This window comes from Marinobacterium sp. BA1 (genome assembly GCF_041155135.1).
Taxonomy (GTDB): Bacteria; Pseudomonadota; Gammaproteobacteria; order Pseudomonadales; family Balneatricaceae; genus Marinobacterium; species Marinobacterium iners.
The window spans coordinates 3,333,221-3,350,688 of sequence record NZ_BAAFHC010000001.1 but is presented as its reverse complement, the minus strand read 5'-3'; the positions used below and the strand labels follow the sequence as shown (position 1 = coordinate 3,350,688).

The window sequence follows — 17,468 nt, the reverse complement described above, 5'->3', positions numbered from 1 at the left end:
GCTGCGGTCAGTGACGATCGCCAATGCGTACCGAGATTTTCAACGCATCGTGCAGCCAGTATTCCCGGTCCAGTTCCAGAAACTCGCCACGCTGATCAAAACTTAGACGTTGAATGTACAACCCTGCAGCACCTGGATTGACGCTCAAGGAGTCCGCTTCAAGCCCCTTCAGGGCAAGCGGGTATATCTCAATGTCACGGTGCTCAGGTCTCAGGTCATATTTGTCACGCAGCATCTGCCATATCGACAGATCGGTACTTTCACCCAGCAAGCCCGGGCAATGGGCAGGATTAATATAGTTGTGCTCAACCAGCAACCCGCGTTCATCTACATAACGGCGACGGAATACGTGATACACCGGCGCTCCGACTTCAAGACCACTGGCCTCGCTCAGCCAGGGAGACACCTCGGTCAGCTGCTTGAAAAGGGTTTCAGTACGCGGTTTGAACCCCTGTTCTGTCACATATCGATTAAAACCCACATCTCGGCTGGGGTCATAGCGAAGGCGCTCGGGGGTGATGTACCAGCCACGACGGTTGGACCTGAAAATCAAACCTTCCGCTTCAAGCTGTGACAGCGCCTGACGAATTGTGACGCGCGTGGTGTGGAAGCGCTCAGAGAGTTCCCGTTCGGAGGGGAGCCGTTGTTGGCTACTGAGCTTCTCAGCTTCAATCCAGGACCATAACTGATCACGAAGCTGAAGGTACACTGGGTAATCAAATCGCGACATTATTTCTTCTCAATAAAAGCCAGTATTCCAACAAGTGAGTATGACGATTAGATTACCATCAGTTGCGGCGCGAAGCTTGAGGATAGATGGTGGCTATGAAGCCAAAGGCTTTGAGCGAGAACGAGCGGATTCGAACGCTTGAGAAACACGGATCTACCGCGCTTGAAGAGCAAATCGATGAGCACACTGGACATCCTGAACTCGTTATGGAATATCACTCGTAACAAGATGTAGCTCTACATTCGTTATGAACCAAAAGGATTGCAGATAAACATGAAAAAATTAGCGCATGATATATGGATATTTGATGGTGAACCCGTTCAGTTCTTAGGGTTGCCTTTTTCCACTCGAATGACGGTTGTCAGACTCTCCAGTGGAGATCTATGGGTTCATAGTCCAATCAAATTATCTGAATCAATTACAGAGCAAATTGAAAGTTTGGGCTGTGTTAAATATTTAATTGCCCCCAATCATTTACATCATTTGTTCTTATCTGCATGGATTGCAGCCTATCCAAACGCAGAAGTCTATGGCACAAATGAGGTGATCAAAAAGCGTAGCGATATCTCTTTTCATGCCTCACTCAATAACTCGAAAAGCTATGCTTGGAGCCCAGATATTGAGCAAGAACTGTTCTCTGGGTCTCCATTAATGGAAGAATGTGTGTTTTACCATAACAGTTCAAGTACGTTAATTGTTACTGATCTGGTTGAGAACTTTTCTGGCGAAGGCTTTAACCGCTTCCAACGGGTGGTGGCTAAAGGTGTTGGTATACTCGCCCCTAATGGAAAAATGCCTTTGGATTGGCGTCTAAGCTTCATGCTTGGTAAGGCGGATGCACGGAAGCACCTCAATAGGATGCTGTCTTGGAAACCGCAAATATTGGTTATGGCGCACGGTGAAATCGTCACTGAAAATGCAGAAAAATTCTTACAACAGTCATTCAAATGGTTGATATGAGAAGCCCTTGAGAAAATCACGCCAATACCGCTGAGTTTTCATTGGCACCAGTTATAGGCATCACCGCTAACACCCCGCGACCATACATGCTTCCTCATGCGCGAAATACCGGCGACGACGCTGCACTCCGGTTATGAGTTCGACTCTCTCCAGCTTGGACACTCCTCTGCAATAGGTCTACACCCAGGCCTGTTCTGACTGACACCGCAATCCATGAGAATAACTCATGGATTTATTATAAAAAATCAATATTTCTCATCTAAATACAGCTGTATAAATCTCACTTTATTTCATCTGCTCCTACTTCTCGGCTACGAACAAGCTCGAAAAGTGAACAGAGCGACAAAAGTCAGGCTTTATCTTAAGAATCGGAACACGAAATAATCATGAGTCATAATTTTACATACAGCATTAAAAACATTCGGTTTGATCAACATTATCAACCATCAAGTGACACGCGTCTTACCACTAACTTTGCCAACCTGGCTCGCGGCGAAAAGCGGCAAGAAAACTTATACAGAACCATCAGCATGATCAATAATAGTTTTAACTCGCGTGTACACTGGGATAATCCCGGCGGTGATAGGTATTCAGTCGAGCTTGAAATTATTCATATCGACGTTGATATCGAAGGAAATGGCAAAAGTTTTCCTACGATCGAGTTTTTGAAAACCTATATTGTCGATCATAAAAAGAATAGACGTATCGAAGGTATTGTTGGCAATAACTTCTCGTCCTATGTGCGCGACTATGATTTTAGTGTCTTACTTAAAAATCACAACAAAGGACGAAATCAGTTTTCCGTGCCTGATGGTTATGGTGATTTGCATGGGAAGATGTTTAAAGACTTTATTAAATCTTCTAATTACAAAGATAATTTTAATAAACTTCCGGTTATATGTTTAAGCGTATCAGATAATAAAACCTATTATCGAACCAGCAATCAACACCCTGTATTAGGTATTGAATACATACCTAATGAGCCATCTTTGACTGAAAGATATTTCAAGAAAATGGGCATGGACGTACGCTATTTTATGCCGCCAAATAGTGTTGCGCCTTTCGCTTTTTATTTCTTTGGCGACTTGCTGAACGACTATACCGATTTAGAGCTAATCAGTACCCTCAGCATTATGGAGACCTTCCAGAAAATTTATCGGCCGGAAATCTATAATGCACACTCCGTTGCAGGCGAAGAGTATAAGCCAAGCTTGAAAAACGAGGACTACTCATTGACGCAAGTGATTTATGATCGAGAGGAACGCAACCTTTTGGCGGTAAAACAAGGAAAATGGTGCGAAGATAACTTTATTCAACGTTATCAGCCTATCCTGGAAAAATGGGCTACAGAATTTGCCGCATAATTAATTACGCTACTGAATGGAATTTTTTATGAATAAACTACTTCCCACATCCACCGCTGGAAGTTTGCCTAAACCTTCATGGTTAGCAGAACCTGAAAAACTCTGGTCTCCCTGGAAATTAGAAGGTGATGAACTCGCTAAAGGAAAGCAGGATGCACTGCGTGTTACCCTGCAAGAGCAAATAAATGCTGGTATTGATATCGTCAGTGATGGTGAACAAACCCGTCAACATTTTGTAACAACATTTATCGAGAATTTGAGTGGCGTTGATTTCAAAAACAAAAAAACCGTCAGAATTCGAGATCGCTACGACGCTAGTGTTCCCGGTGTCATAGGCCCTGTCAGCCGTCAAAAACCTGTATTTGTCGAAGACGCAAAGTTTCTTCGATCTCAAACTAGCCAGCCCATTAAATGGGCACTTCCGGGCCCTATGACCATGGTAGATACACTCTACGATGATTTTTACCAGGACCGTAAGGAGCTGGCTTTCGAATTCGCCAAGGCTCTGAACGAAGAAGCTAAAGAACTCGAAGCCGCGGGTGTCAACATCATTCAGTTTGATGAGCCTGCTTTTAACGTATTCCTCGATGAGGTTAGTGAATGGGGTATAGAAGCGTTAGAAAAAGCGACTGAAGGACTTAAATGCGAAACGGCGGTTCATATTTGTTATGGTTATGGTATCAAAGCCAATACTGACTGGAAAAAGACCCTGGGAACAGAATGGCGTCAATATGAGCGGACCTTTCCTGCAATTCAGAAATCAAGCATCGATATTGTTTCTCTAGAGTGCCATAACGGCCGTGTGCCATTGGAAGTGCTGGCGCTGCTTAAGGGTAAGAAAATCATGGTCGGTGCTATCGATGTAGCAACTGACACCATCGAAACGCCTGAAGAGGTTGCTGCGACCATTCGCGAAGCTCTTAAATATGTAGATGCGGATAAGATTTACCCATGCACTAATTGTGGTATGGCACCACTTTCACGAGAGCTGGCCAGAGGTAAATTGAATGCACTGGCTGCTGGTGCAGAAATTGTTAGAAAAGAGCTATCTAAATAGTTTTCGGTAATACTCTAACAGAGAGCACATAATTGGGGCTTTAATAGCCCCATTATTTATTCAATATAAAGATATCAATTAATGAATGTCATATATTTTCCAACGAACAACATAGCGACCATTTTAGCACTAGCTGTAACTGGGGTATTAGCAGGTGTTTTGGCAGATTTGTTGGGTGTAGGTGGTTGTATATACGTCACGTAGGGGCACCTCGATAGTAGTGCCAAAGAAACAGAGACCCAACACTTCGCCAAGGTGACCAATGCTCGACCAGATCACGTGCTTGCTTGGGTGTGGGCCTAGCAGAAAGCCCCTTCAAGCGTCCCAGAGCAACTAGTAAAGCTAGATCGTCGGCAGGAAAAATATCGCTTCGTTTCAAAGAGAACATCAGATAAATCTCAGCGCTCCAGCGGCCAAAGCCTCGCAATTCCATTATTGCTTCAATTGCCTTTTCATCACTCAAATCAGCAAGCCCGTCAACATCAAAACGTCCCGAGTAAACAGCCTCAGCCAAGCCTTTGGCATATTCAATCTTTCGCCAGGATAACCCTGCATCACGTAACGCTTGGTCATCCACATGTAGCAATCCAGTGGCTGTCATATCGGGCATCAGAGCTGTTACTCGATCCATAATGACACGCGCGACTTCCGTCGAAATTTGCTGGCTTATAATGGTCGATAGAAACGTCTCAAAACCTTGTGGCCGATGGCGCGGAGGTGGCGGCCCCAGCTCTGTTAATGCATATTCAATATCCTTATCGATAAGGGCAAGAGCCTTCATTCCACAATCTATATCCTGTGCATTCATAAAGCTGCTCTTCACTTCAGGTTTTGAAAGACAAATTACTTGGCTGGCCAAGCAGTGGCAGCATAGCTCTATTCGTTCCCAAATAGCTCGCAGGTACCCGCGTTGCCAGCTTGCTTGAAAGCTCGGTGCAGCAGCCGTTAGGCTTTCGCTGTCACCCTGCGCCGCCAAAGCCGCCCATCGATGGCGGATAAACCCAGTGCTATCAGCGCCATTCCCACAAAATGGACAACCTCTAGTGTCTCGTTGAGGAGCAGCGAACCGAGCAATATTGCCGAGACAGGCACCAGCAATGTGACCAACAGCAGGTTGGTTGCTCCTGCCGATGCCAATATTTTGAAATAGAGGACATAAGCTACTGCCGTTGAAAGAACGGCCAAGCCAAAGATTGCTCCCCATGTCCCTGTATTTATCTCGGCCATGTCAGGCCTACCCTCTACAGCCAAGGCGATAGGTGCCAACACAAGCGCTGATGCTGTGACTTGGCCAGCCGCTGTAATGATCGGGTTTACAGCCATTGCCTTAAATCGGCGACCATATACACCCGCAAATGCGTAAGACAATGTTGCAGCAATGATAGCGACCTGCGCGAGTAAGCTGTTATCACCATCAATAGCGGGTAGACCGATCATCATAACTACCCCGATAAAGCCAATCATTACACCCACGATTTTTAATGGTGTAGCACGCTCGTCGTGCAACAGCATGCTTGCGACGACAACAGTGAAGATAGGGGTTGCAGCGTTAAGGATTGATGCCAGCCCCGAATAAATACAGGTTGGAACCATCATAACGAGTGATCAAAAGACGAAACATCCGATTCTTGCATTCTAATTCGCTTTCAATACCAAGCCGCATTCCGGGCTCCTGATACAACAATTCCATCGATTGAAAATTACTTAGCAATAATCGGATGGACGCGCTCCTCGAAATCGGCTCAACTAGTATTATCAACTTCGCAAAAAGTACTACGTCATGTCGATGCCATCAGAACAGCAAATGCGAGCCGCAATAGAAGCAAGGGATGAGTCCTACGATGGACGATTCTTCTACGGCGTCATCACGACTGGCGTATTCTGCAAACCGTCCTGCTCCGCTCGCTCTGCCAAGCCTGAAAACCTGAGGTTTTTTTCTACTATTGAAAGCGCCATGTTGGCAGGCTTCAGGCCCTGTAAGCGCTGCCAGGCCACAGCAAAGATTCCACGAATAGATCGACTGGTGGAGATCGCCCGCCATATTGAAAAGCATGCTGATGAACGGCTAACACTGTCTAGTTTGGCTGAGTTAGCCGAACTGTCTCCCTCAAGACTGCAAAGAATATTCAAGGAAGCCTTTGGTATTTCACCAAAAGCCTACCAAGACGCTGTTCGAATGCGGCACTTCAAGCAATTATTGAAGGAAGGTGACAGCGTGACCAATGCGATTTTTTCCTCAGGTTTTGGCTCCATTAGTCGTGTCTATGGCGAAGCAACCCGCAATATCGGAATGACGCCAAAGGCCTATCGATCAGGCGGTGCTGGTGAGACCATTGCCTACGCATGCCGAAACACTGCACTGGGTCAGATGGCTATGGCCGCGACTGATAAAGGCGTCTGTTTTGTCCAATTTGGTGAGGATAAAGCATCATTGGTTACCAATTTAAAAGCGGAGTTCCCCAATGCTGAGTTGAGCGCCTCACCTGCGCAAGACGCTCCCGAACTTGATGCCTGGATGGAAGCCTTGGATCAGCATATTAGTAAAGGGGCTCCCAGACCTGACCTGCCGCTTGATATGCGGGGCACAGCCTTTCAAATGAAGGTATGGCAGTTTCTGTTGAGCATCCAAGAAGGCAACGTTCTCAGTTATAGCGAGGTGGCTGAAAAAATCGACAAGCCCAAAGCGGTTCGGGCAGTGGCATCAGCGTGTGCAAAAAACCGTATAGGCGTGCTTATCCCTTGCCATCGGGTTTTGAGAGGAGACGGAAGCCTTGGCGGATACCGCTGGGGGCTGGAGCGAAAACGGGTCTTACTAGACGCGGAAAGAAAGCGGCGTTTTGGATAATCCTGCTGCCGCAAGCCGTCTGGTTCAGTAAATACTCGATAAGATCGAATGTTTGGTAAATTTCTTCCCCCAGTCCGAACGAACTCCACCAGAACTCCCTGACTCAGTTCATAGAGAAGTGAAGATGAGCGTCGGGAACTCATCCTCTATGCTATGCGAGAGAAGCGGCAGTTTCGTACGTACATGCTTGGGCATATCACCCCGTTATCTGGGTAACCGTAGCCCTCAAGGGACATGATCACTACAGACTGCGGTTCCGGGTGATACCAGCTTCAGCCGACCGCTTCAAGCGACTCCGGCAGTATCTGCCCGCCATCCACGATCAACGTCTGGCCGGTGATATAGCTCGCCTCGGGTGACGCAAAAAACACCGCCGCATGGCCGATATCCTCGACTCGACCCAGCCGTTTCAAGGGTATGGACGCTGCCATCTGGCGCAGGTAGTCCTCGCCCATGCCCTCCAGCCCTTCGGTAATGATGTTACCCGGCATGACCGCATTGACGGTGATGCCGTACTTGGCCAGCTCAATCGATGCGGTTCGCACGAATCCGAGCTGACCGGCCTTGCTGGCACCGTAATGCGACCAGCCCGGAAAACCGGTGACCGGCCCGGTGATGGACGAGGTCACCACGATGCGGCCACATTGGCTCGCTTTCAGCACCGGAAGGGCCGCCTGTACAGTATTGAACATGCCCTTGAGATTGGTATTGATGACCAGATCCCAGTCGTCTTCGGTCATGGTTTCAAGGTCTGCCGACGGGAAGATGCCCGCGTTTGCACACAACACGTCCAGTTGGCCAAACTGCGTCTGCACCGCGTTAACGGCGGTCTCCAGTGACCCACGATCTGTCACATCAGCAGCCAAGCCCAATGCTTCCGTCTCAAGGCTGTCCGCTGCCGCCTGAGCCTGTTCCAGATGTCGTGCCGCTATGGCAACTCTGTAACCCTTGTCCGCAAATACACGGGCAATCCCCAGCCCAATGCCCTTACTTGCTCCAGTCACAAGCACTACGGGTTTGCTGTCATTCATGCCTATACCTCGTTCAATTCAGCCATGCGCCTGACGATCAGACCGTCCCTTCACCAAACAGTTTGAGCCCCACCACACCGGCGATGATCATGCCGATACAACCCATCCGAATCAGACCACCCGGTTCCTGCATGAACAGGATACCGACAACCGCCAGTGCAGAGGCTCCAATCCCTGACCATACCGCATAGGCAGTTCCCACTGGAATGGTCCGCATGGCCAACGACAGCAATCCCAGACTGATCACGATCAGCGCCGCGGTAATCAACGAAGGCCACAGCCGGGTGAAGCCGTCACTGTATTTGAGGCCGAGCGCCCAGAGGCACTCCAGTACCCCGGCGATCAGCAGATAGATCCAGCCCATTCAACGCTCCGTTTCAGTTGGCCGGGTCGAAGCGCGACAGCCATTCGACAGCCAGGTCGTGATACCGCCCCAGTCCCTTGTATTCGATCAGCTCCGGCGGCAGGGTCTTGAGCACCCGATGCATGCGGCGCGCCCAGTCCGGGTTGGTCACCAGATCGTCAAAGCTGATCAGGAAAGTACGAATGCTGAACATCAGTGCATTGCTGCGCGGCATGCGATCCAGCACCTGCAGTTCCACTCGAAGGTGTACTTTCTCACCCACGTTATCAGCAGTAACGCTGGCCCGGTCGGTGCCCCAGTTCGGATAGGTTTCCGGCGAGGTATCCATGCGTGCGTTGACGGTCAGGGTCCAGTTCAGGCGACGCACTGGACGCCCGACCGGAATGGCGGTCAGATACTTCAGGGCACGATCAAACACGCCCATTTCGTGGGCCAGCGGGACCGGGCCGTGCCACTCGGAAAAGCTCATGCCGGCATCGAACGCCAGCGACCAGTCGGCTGGGCAGGTCACGATGCCCGCATCCAGGAACAGGTCACCATCACGCTGGTCCAACAGTGCGAAGTCGCCCTGTACCTGACGGCCCATGTACTCCATCGGTGGCAACGGCAAGGTGCTGCTGTCACCAAAGGTGAAGCTATCCTTGATATTGAGCAGCCGGTTTTCCCAGGTCCACTGGTCACCATCAACCTGCAGGCTGAAATGTTCGGGGTAATCCGCTGCCAGTGATGTCATGCATCGCTCGATCATATCCCAGCACGCGAGATCCATATGCGGCATCGCCAGACAGCGTTTGGGATTTTCTTCCAGCACGGTGGCACGCTCGGCCATCTCCGACAGATAGTGTTCGTCGATATCCAGCAGAAACTCAAACACTGACCCTTCCGGCCCCGGCGTCACGTGGGGCTCAATGTTGACCGAGTAGCGATACTCGTCCTCTGGAAACGGGAACGGAAAACGTGCAACGGCACCGGGGCTGTTGCTGTAGGTAAAGTCATCACGAAAGGTTTGTACGGGTTTGGGTGACATGCGCATAGCTGTCGCTCCTATAGGTCCAAAGTCAGGTGTTTGCCGGCGGCACGGGAGACGCAGGGCATGATGCAGCTGCCGCTGGAGCGCTCGTCGTTGGACAGGAAATCATCTCGATGCTCAACATCGCCCTCAAGAACAGCCGTGCGACATTGGCCACAGACGCCTGCACGGCACAGATTGGGAACCTTGACGCCTTCGCGCTCCAGCGCTTCAAGCAGGCTTTCATCGGCCGCTACGTCCACCGTTTTTCCGCTGTGGGTCAGCTGCGCCTTGAACGGCTCGCCCGGCTCGGGTGCGGCAAAGGCTTCGAAATGGATCAGGCTGTCTGGCCAGCCCAAAGCGGCTGCCGTGCTGCGAACACCGTCAATCAACGATTCAGGGCCACAGATATAGACATGGGTCCCCGGCCCCTGACCGCTCAACACGGCAGTCAGGTCACATTTATTACCCTGCACAGAGTCATAGCGATGGAGAGCCGATCCAAGTTGCTGCTGCAGTTGATCCAGATAGGCGCCGGTTTGACTACTTCGATACAGATAGTGCAACTCGAAATCAGTACCCTTCCGTTTGAGTTCCGGGATATACGACATGAAGGGGGTGATGCCAACGCCACCTGCAATCAGCAGGTGTTTGCGGGCAGTCATCACGGGAGCAAAGAGGTTGGCCGGTGGTGTGATCGCCAGCTGGTCCCCTACGTTCACCTGTCCATGCATGAAAGAAGAACCGCCACGGGAGGCATCCTGCAACCGCACGGCGATGCTGTAACGCCGCGGTGTGGCAGGGTCGCCACACAGCGAATAGGCATTACGGATCTCGCGGGATGCTCCCGGCATGATCACCTGAACATGACTGCCGGGCGAGAATGCCGGCAGCCGGCCTTCAATCGCTTCCAGTTTGAACTCTCGAATCATCGGTGCCACCTGCTCGATGGCCATCACACGCACCGGTATGCTGTCGATACTCATTACTGCAACACCTCCTGTTCCGGCTGTTCATCAGGATCTTCAGCATTGATCTGCACCCCTACGTAGGCACCATGCAGACGGGCAAAATGATCCCGTACCAACAACAAACGACCACACCCTGTGCAGGTGTGAGGACTGGCTGTCACCCCTTCCATAAGGGTGTAGCAATGGGTACAGAATAACCGGCGGGCAGAACTGATCGGAGGCGCCAATTGAATCTGCTCTTCGACCAGCCCGGCCGACAACGCTTGATTGCGTATGTCCCACAGAAAGCCTTCACTTCCGGCCACGTACAGCCGGGTGGTCACCGGCGCATCATTCAGAATGTGTTGCAGGTAGCCCGACAGGGAATCCGCCAGCGTGCCCGGGGCATTGCCCGGTTCCGCCACCAGCCATTGTGCACCTGATTCAGCACACTGACGGTACAGCGGTTCCAGCAGGTGCTCTGCGTCTGACTCACTGACAAACAACTGTAGTCCTGCTGTCGCGACCAGCTCGGGTGGCGTATAGGTCGGACGACTCTTGATGGATGGATCGATCTGCATCACTACTCCTTTTGGGTTACCCAAAATTTATTAGTGGTGTAATTTATTTCTCCTTAGGAAAAGCAATTTTTCTGCCAAAACATGAAACCAGATAAATTTCAATACCTTAGGATTATCAATCCAAAACATCTCCTCTATAAGGGCACAGCAACAGTGCATTTCCGTATCCGGATGACTCAGCACAGGGCAGATGATCATTACGGTGCAAAAGTACCCCGGTTGACCCAAAACGGGTCGCACTTCAGCTCCCCATACCCAAATATTGGCCAAGGCCCGAGCCAGTTTTGATTGGGATTATTTTTTCACTCTATAAATCATGACGTTGAGTCTTAATGGCCCGGAACTTGCTTTCCTATCAGGAATAATAGTTCCTCTTCAGGAATTAATTATGATCTGTTACCAATGGAGAGAAAAATGGCTAATTCATGGCGTATCGCCGCACTGGCTGAAAGACATCGTGCCCTGGGCTCAAACCTTGAAGACTGGAACGGCCTGCCTACGGCATGGACCTACAGCAAAAGCGGTTACACTCTGGCCGATGAGCACGAAGCAATCCGTACCAAGGCAGGCTTGATGGATGTATCAGGCTTGAAGAAGGTGCACTACGTGGGTCCACATGCCGAGAGCCTGCTGGAGTGGGCCACCACGCGTGACATCTCCAAGCTGTATCCGGGCAAGGCGGTCTACGCGACCATGCTGAATGAAGCCGGCAAGTTTATTGATGACTGTGTTATATACCGCATGGGCCCCAACGCTTTCATGGTTGTACATGGCACCGGCGCCGGCTATGAGCGCCTGACTCAGGCGGCACTGGGCAAACAGGTTGCCGTGCTGTTTGATGACGATATGCACGATCTTTCGCTGCAAGGCCCCACTGCAGTGGATTTCCTCGCTGAGCATATCCCCGGAATCCGGGATTTGGCCTACTTCCACCACACACACGCACGCCTGTTCGGTTGCCCGATCACCATTTCACGCACCGGCTATACCGGCGAGCGCGGTTACGAGATCTTCTGTAAGGCGGCCGACGCCACTACCATTTGGGACGGCATTCTGGAGCACGGCAAAGCGTTCGGCATTATTCCCTGCTCTTTCACCGCGCTCGACTGGCTGCGTACCGAAAGTTACCTGCTGTTCTATCCGTTCGATAACTCCGAGATGTACCCGTTCGAAAACGAACCGGCCGGCGATACGCTTTGGGAGCTGGGTCTGGACTTCACAGTGTCCAAGGACAAGACAGAATTCTGCGGTGCTTACGAGCACTTCCGCCTGCAGGGCAAAGAGCGATTCAAGATTTTCGGTGTTTTGCTGGAAGGAAAAGAGGCCGCTTCCGAGGGTGATGAACTCTGGGCCGATGGCAAAAAGGTGGGGGTTATCACCTGCGCCATGTATTCACGCCTGACCGACAGATCAATGGCAATCGCTCGTCTTGAAGTGCCCTACGCCGAGCAGGGCACCCCGCTTCAGGTCAAAGGTAGCCTTGAGGTATCGGCCATCGCCCATACCCTGCCATTTGATGATCCCGAGAAAATAAAGCGCACTGCAAAGGGCTGATCAGGCCTGACACACCGAGGGGGGCCTGTTTCCATAAACAGCCCTTTTCGGTTGGATCATCACACGTAGCTGCAGCGGTCACTGCCCCTCAGTATAGCCATAGCCGCGCAGAAACAGGTCAACACAACTCACAATGTAACGATCAATCTCTTCATCACTCAGCTGAGGAGTAATACCCAGCTCGGAGCGTAGCTTGGCCTCCCCCATCACCATCATCAGGAACTGAATGGCGGCATGGCGTGGCTGCTCCATGACAACCCGGCCCAACTCGGCTTCACGCCCCAGCATCTCGGTGAACCCCTGAATCATGACCTGAGGCCCGGCGGCAAAAAAAAGTGCTGCCGCTTGCGGTTGAGTATCGACCTGAGACACACAGGTTCGGTGCACGCAGCGCGCTTCTTCAGACAGTATTAACTGAATGAAGTGACGACCGATGTCGAGCAACCGTTCCCGCAAAGAGCCATCTTCACGCACCAGCAGATCAACCAGGTTATAGCGATCGCACTTGCACCGAATGGCAGCCGTAAAAAGATCATCCTTACAGCCAAAGTGACTGTACACCGTCTGCTTGGACACGCCCGCCTGCTGCGCCACCATTTCCATGCTGGTATCGGTAAAACCATGCTGCACAAACAGCGTCGAGGCAGCGTCCAGTATCTGCTCACGTTTGGCTGCACTGCTGGGTCTCAAAAGCACTCTCCTGATATTTGGAACAAAATCATACTATACAGTCCAGTCTATTGACTCTAAACTAAACTCATCAGTCCATTATTATAGCCCTTATGGCCCTACTCATATGAATCTTTTCCGCCCCTTGTGTGTTGCAACACTGTGTATTGTGATTCTTTCGGGCTGCAACAGCAGCGATGACACTGTCTTGGCCATTGCCGAACCGCTGACTGTTTCGGTGTTCACACTTGAGCCCCGGCAGGCCTACACCATTGAGCACCGCTATGCAGGGACCGTTGAGGTCAAACAGAACAGTGCGCTGGGCTTCGAAGCCGGTGGCAAACTGGCACTCATCAATGTCAACGAAGGTGCGAGCGTCAAGGCCGGTCAAGTGCTGGCCCGGCTTGATACCCAACTGCTGGAAGCCGAAACAGCTCAGCTACAGGCCCAGCGCAACGAGATCAAGGCCAGGCTCAAACTGGCCAAAGCCAGCCTGAACCGCTTCACGGCCCTGCAGCAGAAGGGATATGCCTCGGCCCAAAATCTGGATGAGCTGAACGCTGAAGTAGAAGCCCTGCAAGCCTCGGTGGCCGTCACTGACAGTGCCCTTGCGGCCAACCGCCTGCGATTGGAAAAGTCCGTCCTGCACGCTCCCTTCGAAGCCCGTATTGCAGAGCGTCTGGCCGATGAGGGCGAAGTTGTCGCGGCCGGCCAACCTGTTCTCCAACTGCTGTCTGTCTCCAACGCCGAGGTGAGTGTCGGCCTGCCGCCCGAACAGGCCAGTGCACTGCGTGAGGAAAGGCTCTACACCCTGCACGCTGGACAACGCACCCTGCAGGCGCGCCTGCTCAGTGTGGGTGCCGACCTGAATCCGGGGACACGTACTTTGCAGGCGCGACTGATGCCGCTTGACGATACTGGCCTGGTCAATGGCGAACTGGTGCAGCTGTCACTGCCGCAGGACTATGCGGCATCAGGCTTTTCGGTACCCCTGAGCGCACTGACCGAAGGTGTTCGCGGCCTGTGGAATCTCTACGCGCTCAAGCAAACTGACGCGGGCACGATTGTCGAGGCGCGTGATATCCGCGTACTGCACAGTGATCAGCAAACTGCCTATATAACCGGTGCCATCACAGGGGGTGAGCAGATCATCGTCAGCGGCTTGCACCGGGTTGTACCTGGACAAAAGGTCTCGCCTGCGAACCCGGCCCTTTCCACTGAAGGACGACCCGAATGAAGGCTGCTCTGTTCAACGGTCGTTTACTGGCACTGCTGGTGGCTCTGCTGATCGTGGCCGGCATGGCCGCCCTGCACAGCCTGCCGCGAATGGAAGACCCGCGTGTGCTTGCACGCATCGCAACCGTTATTACGCACCTCCCCGGAGCCAGTGCCGAACGGGTCGAAGCGCAAATTTCCGAGCCGATCGAGAATGCCCTGCGTGAACTGGCCGACATCAAACTGATCAGTTCTACCTCCCGCCCCGGCATCTCCTTTGTCAGTCTGGAGCTGGAGGATCGCGTCACCGATGTGGCGCCGATCTGGTCACGCGCCCGGGATCTGCTCAATGACCTTACTCCTCAACTGCCCACCGGCAGCTCGGCACCACAACTGGAAGATGACCGTGGCTATGCCTTCACCCTTCTGATCGGATTGCGCTGGTCAGACACCACACCACCGGATATGGCCACTCTGGGGCGCTATGCCAAAGAGCTTGAAAGCCGCATGCGAACCTTGAGCGGCACTGACTACGTTGAGGTGTATGGCGAGCAGCAGGAGGAGATACGCGTTGAAGTTGACCCGGAACAGGCAGGCGCTCGGGGCCTGACCATTCCTGCCATTGCAGGAGCCGTACAACGGGCGGATGCACGTATCGCCGCGGGTGAGATCACCAACGATGAGACACAGTTTCAGATCGAAATCACCGGTGCACTGGATACAGCCGAACGCATCCGCGCCATTCCGATTCAGACCGATGCCGATGGTCATCTCAGCCGAGTGGGTGACATCGCCCGCGTCGAACCCGCGCTGCGCTTCCCGACGCGGGAGCAGGTCAGCATTGATGCCGAACCGGGGGTTGTGATCGGTGTGCGCATGCTGCCGCATCTGCGTGTGGATCAGTGGACCGCTTCAGCCCGAGAGCGACTGGACCTGTTCAATGACAGCCTGCCCGCTAATATCGAAGCGCACATTCTGTTTGATCAAAGCGGCTATACCCAAACGCGACTGCAGGAACTGGTGCTCAATGTTGCCGAGGGGTTTGTCATTATCCTGTTGGTTTTGATGGTCACACTGGGGCTGCGCGCGGCCCTGATCACCGCTGTTGCACTGCCGCTGACCACGCTGTTCACGCTCGCCTGCATGAATGCGTACGGTTTGCCGATCCACCAGATGTCTGTCACCGGGCTGGTGGTTGCGTTGGGCATCATGATCGATAATGCCATTGTTATGGTCGACAGCATTCAGCATCGCCGACAGCAGGGTGCATCCGCCCAAGAGGCCGTAATCGAGTCGGTCAAACACTTCTGGTTGCCACTGCTGGGCTCGACCCTGACCACCATTCTCGCTTTCATGCCGATTGTGCTGATGCCAGGACCCGCCGGTGAGTTTGTTGGCGGTATCGCCATCAGTGTGATCTTTGCCTTGATTGGTTCATGGCTGCTGTCACATACACTGATCGCCGCCATGGCCGGCCGCTATCTTCGCCCGGTACCACGCGGTACCGACCACTGGTATCGCACCGGCCTGCACCTGCCAGCGCTGGCGCGCATGTTCACACAGAGTCTGCAACTGGCTCTGCGCCACCCCTGGCGTGCCGGAATACTGGTCATGATATTGCCGCTGACCGGTTTCTGGAGTGCTGGCCAGCTGACTGAGCAATTTTTTCCGCCGTCTGATCGGGATATGTTCCATATCGAACTGCATCTGCCGCCGCAATCCAGCCTCCAGCATACCGCTGCCGTCACCACCGATATCAGTGCCCTGTTGACGGAATATCCCGCCATCCAACAGGTCACATGGTTCATTGGCAACAGTGCCCCGCCCTTCTATTACAATCTGGTTCCCCTGAACGATGGCAAACCCAACTACGCCCAGGCAATGATCACCACCGCCGACGTTACCAGCGCCAACCGGTTAATTCCGCAGCTGCAGCAGCGCCTTGATCAGGCTCTGCCTGGCGCCCAGATTCTGGTACGCCAACTGGATCAGGGCCCTCCGTTCAACGCCCCGATCGAACTGCGCCTGTATGGCCCTTCACTGGATCGACTCAAGGTTCTGGGGGATGAAGCGCGGCGGATTCTTTCGACTGTGCCACAGGTTATTCACACCCGCGCCACATTGCAGTCCGGCATGCCCAAGGTCTGGCTGGATGTGAATGAAGCCTCGGCCCGGGTTGCCGGTCTGGGTTTGCGCGAGATTGCCCAGCAGTTACAAACCGCACTACAGGGTGTCGATGCCGGTGAACTCCTGGACGGCACCGAGTCCATTCCCGTCAGAGTCAGAATCGCCGATGAACGGCGCCAGTCTGCCGCCGCTCTGGAGCAGCTGCACATCAGCACACCGGCCGCGGGGAACATCCCGCTTAGTGCACTGGCATCGATCAGCCTGCAGCCGAGTCTGGGCGCCATTCCTCGCCGCAATGGTGAACGCGTCAACGTTATCGAGGGGTTTCTCGGTTTTGGCGTTCTGCCCGGTAGCGCCCTGCAGACATACAAACAGGCACTGGATGAGGCAGGGTTCGAACTCCCCGCAGGCTATCGGCTGGAGATCGGCGGTGAAGCGTCTGAGCGTGACCGTGCGGTCGGCAACCTGATGGCCAATGTGGGCATTATTGTTGTGCTGCTGATCGCGGTGGTGGTGCTTTCGTTCAACTCCTTCCGTATCAGCGGTCTGATCTTTGCGACCGCACTTCAAGCGGCCGGGTTGGGGTTGCTGACCGTTTGGCTGTTCGGCTACCCGTTCGGCTTTACCGTCATCATTGCCCTGCTGGGCTTAATGGGGCTGGCCATCAATGCGGCCATCGTCATTCTGGCAGAACTCAAGGCTGACCCGAATGCAGCCAGGGGGGATATTCACGCTATCACCCAAGCGGTTCAGAGCTGCACCCGCCACATCAGTTCAACCACCATCACCACCATCGGGGGCTTTATGCCGCTGATTCTGGCGGGTGGCGGTTTCTGGCCCCCCTTCGCGGTTGCCATCGCCGGAGGCACTCTGCTGACCACATTGCTCTCGTTCTATTTTGTACCGGCCTGTTTCCTCTTGATGACCCGCCACCGCCCTTTCGGAAGCACGTCCATGCAGGCAGATGACCTGCTGTTGATGAGTGACAACCGGCAAGCCTGATTGCAAGGCT

The 17,468-nt window shown here is 52.9% G+C and carries 16 protein-coding genes; 7 read left to right on the top strand and 9 right to left on the bottom strand.

The features are described 5' to 3' along the window. Positions 1-7: 7 nt before the first annotated feature. Positions 8-730 carry a UTRA domain-containing protein gene (locus tag ACAM29_RS16315; RefSeq protein ID WP_091828212.1) on the bottom strand — a complete coding sequence of 241 codons (723 nt, stop codon included), beginning with the start codon at positions 728-730 and terminating at the stop codon, positions 8-10. A 273-nt stretch (positions 731-1,003) separates the two neighbouring features. On the opposite strand from ACAM29_RS16315, the gene ACAM29_RS16310 reads away from it, so the two are divergent. The 3 genes from ACAM29_RS16310 (at position 1,004) to ACAM29_RS16300 (ending at position 4,111) form a co-directional block, all read left to right on the top strand. Continuing rightward, complete coding sequence (locus tag ACAM29_RS16310; protein WP_369624737.1) at positions 1,004-1,690, top strand: DUF4336 domain-containing protein; 687 nt, start codon at positions 1,004-1,006, stop codon at positions 1,688-1,690. Positions 1,691-2,076: 386 nt separating this feature from the next. After that, complete coding sequence (locus ACAM29_RS16305) at positions 2,077-3,054, top strand: putative oxygenase MesX (RefSeq protein ID WP_369624736.1); 978 nt, start codon at positions 2,077-2,079, stop codon at positions 3,052-3,054. Positions 3,055-3,082: 28 nt separating this feature from the next. Then, the gene (locus ACAM29_RS16300) at positions 3,083-4,111 is read left to right on the top strand and encodes a methionine synthase (protein ID WP_369624735.1); all 1,029 of its coding nucleotides are present in this window, start codon (positions 3,083-3,085) and stop codon (positions 4,109-4,111) included. Positions 4,112-4,307: 196 nt separating this feature from the next. Here the strand turns inward: ACAM29_RS16300 and ACAM29_RS16295 are convergent, their stop codons facing one another. Both ACAM29_RS16295 and ACAM29_RS16290 read right to left on the bottom strand, forming a co-directional pair. Continuing rightward, on the bottom strand, positions 4,308-4,919 hold the full coding sequence (locus tag ACAM29_RS16295) for a DNA-3-methyladenine glycosylase (RefSeq protein ID WP_369624734.1): 612 nt from the start codon (positions 4,917-4,919) through the stop codon (positions 4,308-4,310). A 137-nt stretch (positions 4,920-5,056) separates the two neighbouring features. Then, positions 5,057-5,707: a DMT family transporter gene (locus tag ACAM29_RS16290; protein WP_369624733.1), complete on the bottom strand. Its 651-nt coding sequence runs from the start codon at positions 5,705-5,707 to the stop codon at positions 5,057-5,059. Positions 5,708-5,891: 184 nt separating this feature from the next. On the opposite strand from ACAM29_RS16290, the gene ada reads away from it, so the two are divergent. Beyond that, positions 5,892-6,956, top strand: coding sequence for a bifunctional DNA-binding transcriptional regulator/O6-methylguanine-DNA methyltransferase Ada (gene ada / locus ACAM29_RS16285; RefSeq protein ID WP_369624732.1), 1,065 nt, complete (start codon positions 5,892-5,894; stop codon positions 6,954-6,956). Positions 6,957-7,228: 272 nt separating this feature from the next. On the opposite strand, the gene fabG is transcribed toward ada, so the two are convergent. Genes fabG through ACAM29_RS16260 form a run of 5 tightly spaced genes read right to left on the bottom strand, consistent with a single transcriptional unit; the run spans position 7,229 to position 10,891 of the window. Next, a complete protein-coding gene (gene fabG, locus ACAM29_RS16280; RefSeq protein ID WP_369624731.1) occupies positions 7,229-7,987 on the bottom strand; it encodes a 3-oxoacyl-ACP reductase FabG in 759 nt (252 codons plus the stop codon). 37 nt (positions 7,988-8,024) lie between these two features. Then, a complete protein-coding gene (locus ACAM29_RS16275; protein ID WP_091827683.1) occupies positions 8,025-8,351 on the bottom strand; it encodes a multidrug efflux SMR transporter in 327 nt (108 codons plus the stop codon). Between the two features lie 13 nt (positions 8,352-8,364). Next, positions 8,365-9,384, bottom strand: a complete 1,020-nt coding sequence (locus ACAM29_RS16270; RefSeq protein WP_091827684.1) for a DUF3445 domain-containing protein — start codon at positions 9,382-9,384, stop codon at positions 8,365-8,367. An 11-nt stretch (positions 9,385-9,395) separates the two neighbouring features. After that, complete coding sequence (locus tag ACAM29_RS16265; protein WP_369624730.1) at positions 9,396-10,346, bottom strand: 2Fe-2S iron-sulfur cluster-binding protein; 951 nt, start codon at positions 10,344-10,346, stop codon at positions 9,396-9,398. After that, positions 10,346-10,891, bottom strand: a complete 546-nt coding sequence (locus tag ACAM29_RS16260) for a dimethylamine monooxygenase subunit DmmA family protein (RefSeq protein WP_369624729.1) — start codon at positions 10,889-10,891, stop codon at positions 10,346-10,348. The genes ACAM29_RS16265 and ACAM29_RS16260 overlap by 1 nt, the downstream gene beginning before the upstream one ends. 414 nt (positions 10,892-11,305) lie before the next feature. Between ACAM29_RS16260 and ACAM29_RS16255 the strand changes: the two genes are divergently transcribed. After that, positions 11,306-12,445: an aminomethyltransferase family protein gene (locus ACAM29_RS16255; RefSeq protein ID WP_091827687.1), complete on the top strand. Its 1,140-nt coding sequence runs from the start codon at positions 11,306-11,308 to the stop codon at positions 12,443-12,445. Positions 12,446-12,523: 78 nt separating this feature from the next. Here ACAM29_RS16255 and ACAM29_RS16250 read toward each other — a convergent pair whose 3' ends face one another. Continuing rightward, complete coding sequence (locus ACAM29_RS16250; protein ID WP_369624728.1) at positions 12,524-13,135, bottom strand: TetR/AcrR family transcriptional regulator; 612 nt, start codon at positions 13,133-13,135, stop codon at positions 12,524-12,526. A 106-nt stretch (positions 13,136-13,241) separates the two neighbouring features. On the opposite strand from ACAM29_RS16250, the gene ACAM29_RS16245 reads away from it, so the two are divergent. Further along, positions 13,242-14,351: an efflux RND transporter periplasmic adaptor subunit gene (locus tag ACAM29_RS16245; RefSeq protein ID WP_369624727.1), complete on the top strand. Its 1,110-nt coding sequence runs from the start codon at positions 13,242-13,244 to the stop codon at positions 14,349-14,351. Continuing rightward, positions 14,348-17,458, top strand: a complete 3,111-nt coding sequence (locus tag ACAM29_RS16240) for an efflux RND transporter permease subunit (RefSeq protein ID WP_369624726.1) — start codon at positions 14,348-14,350, stop codon at positions 17,456-17,458. Before ACAM29_RS16245 ends, ACAM29_RS16240 begins: the two co-directional genes overlap by 4 nt. Positions 17,459-17,468 lie beyond the last annotated feature (10 nt).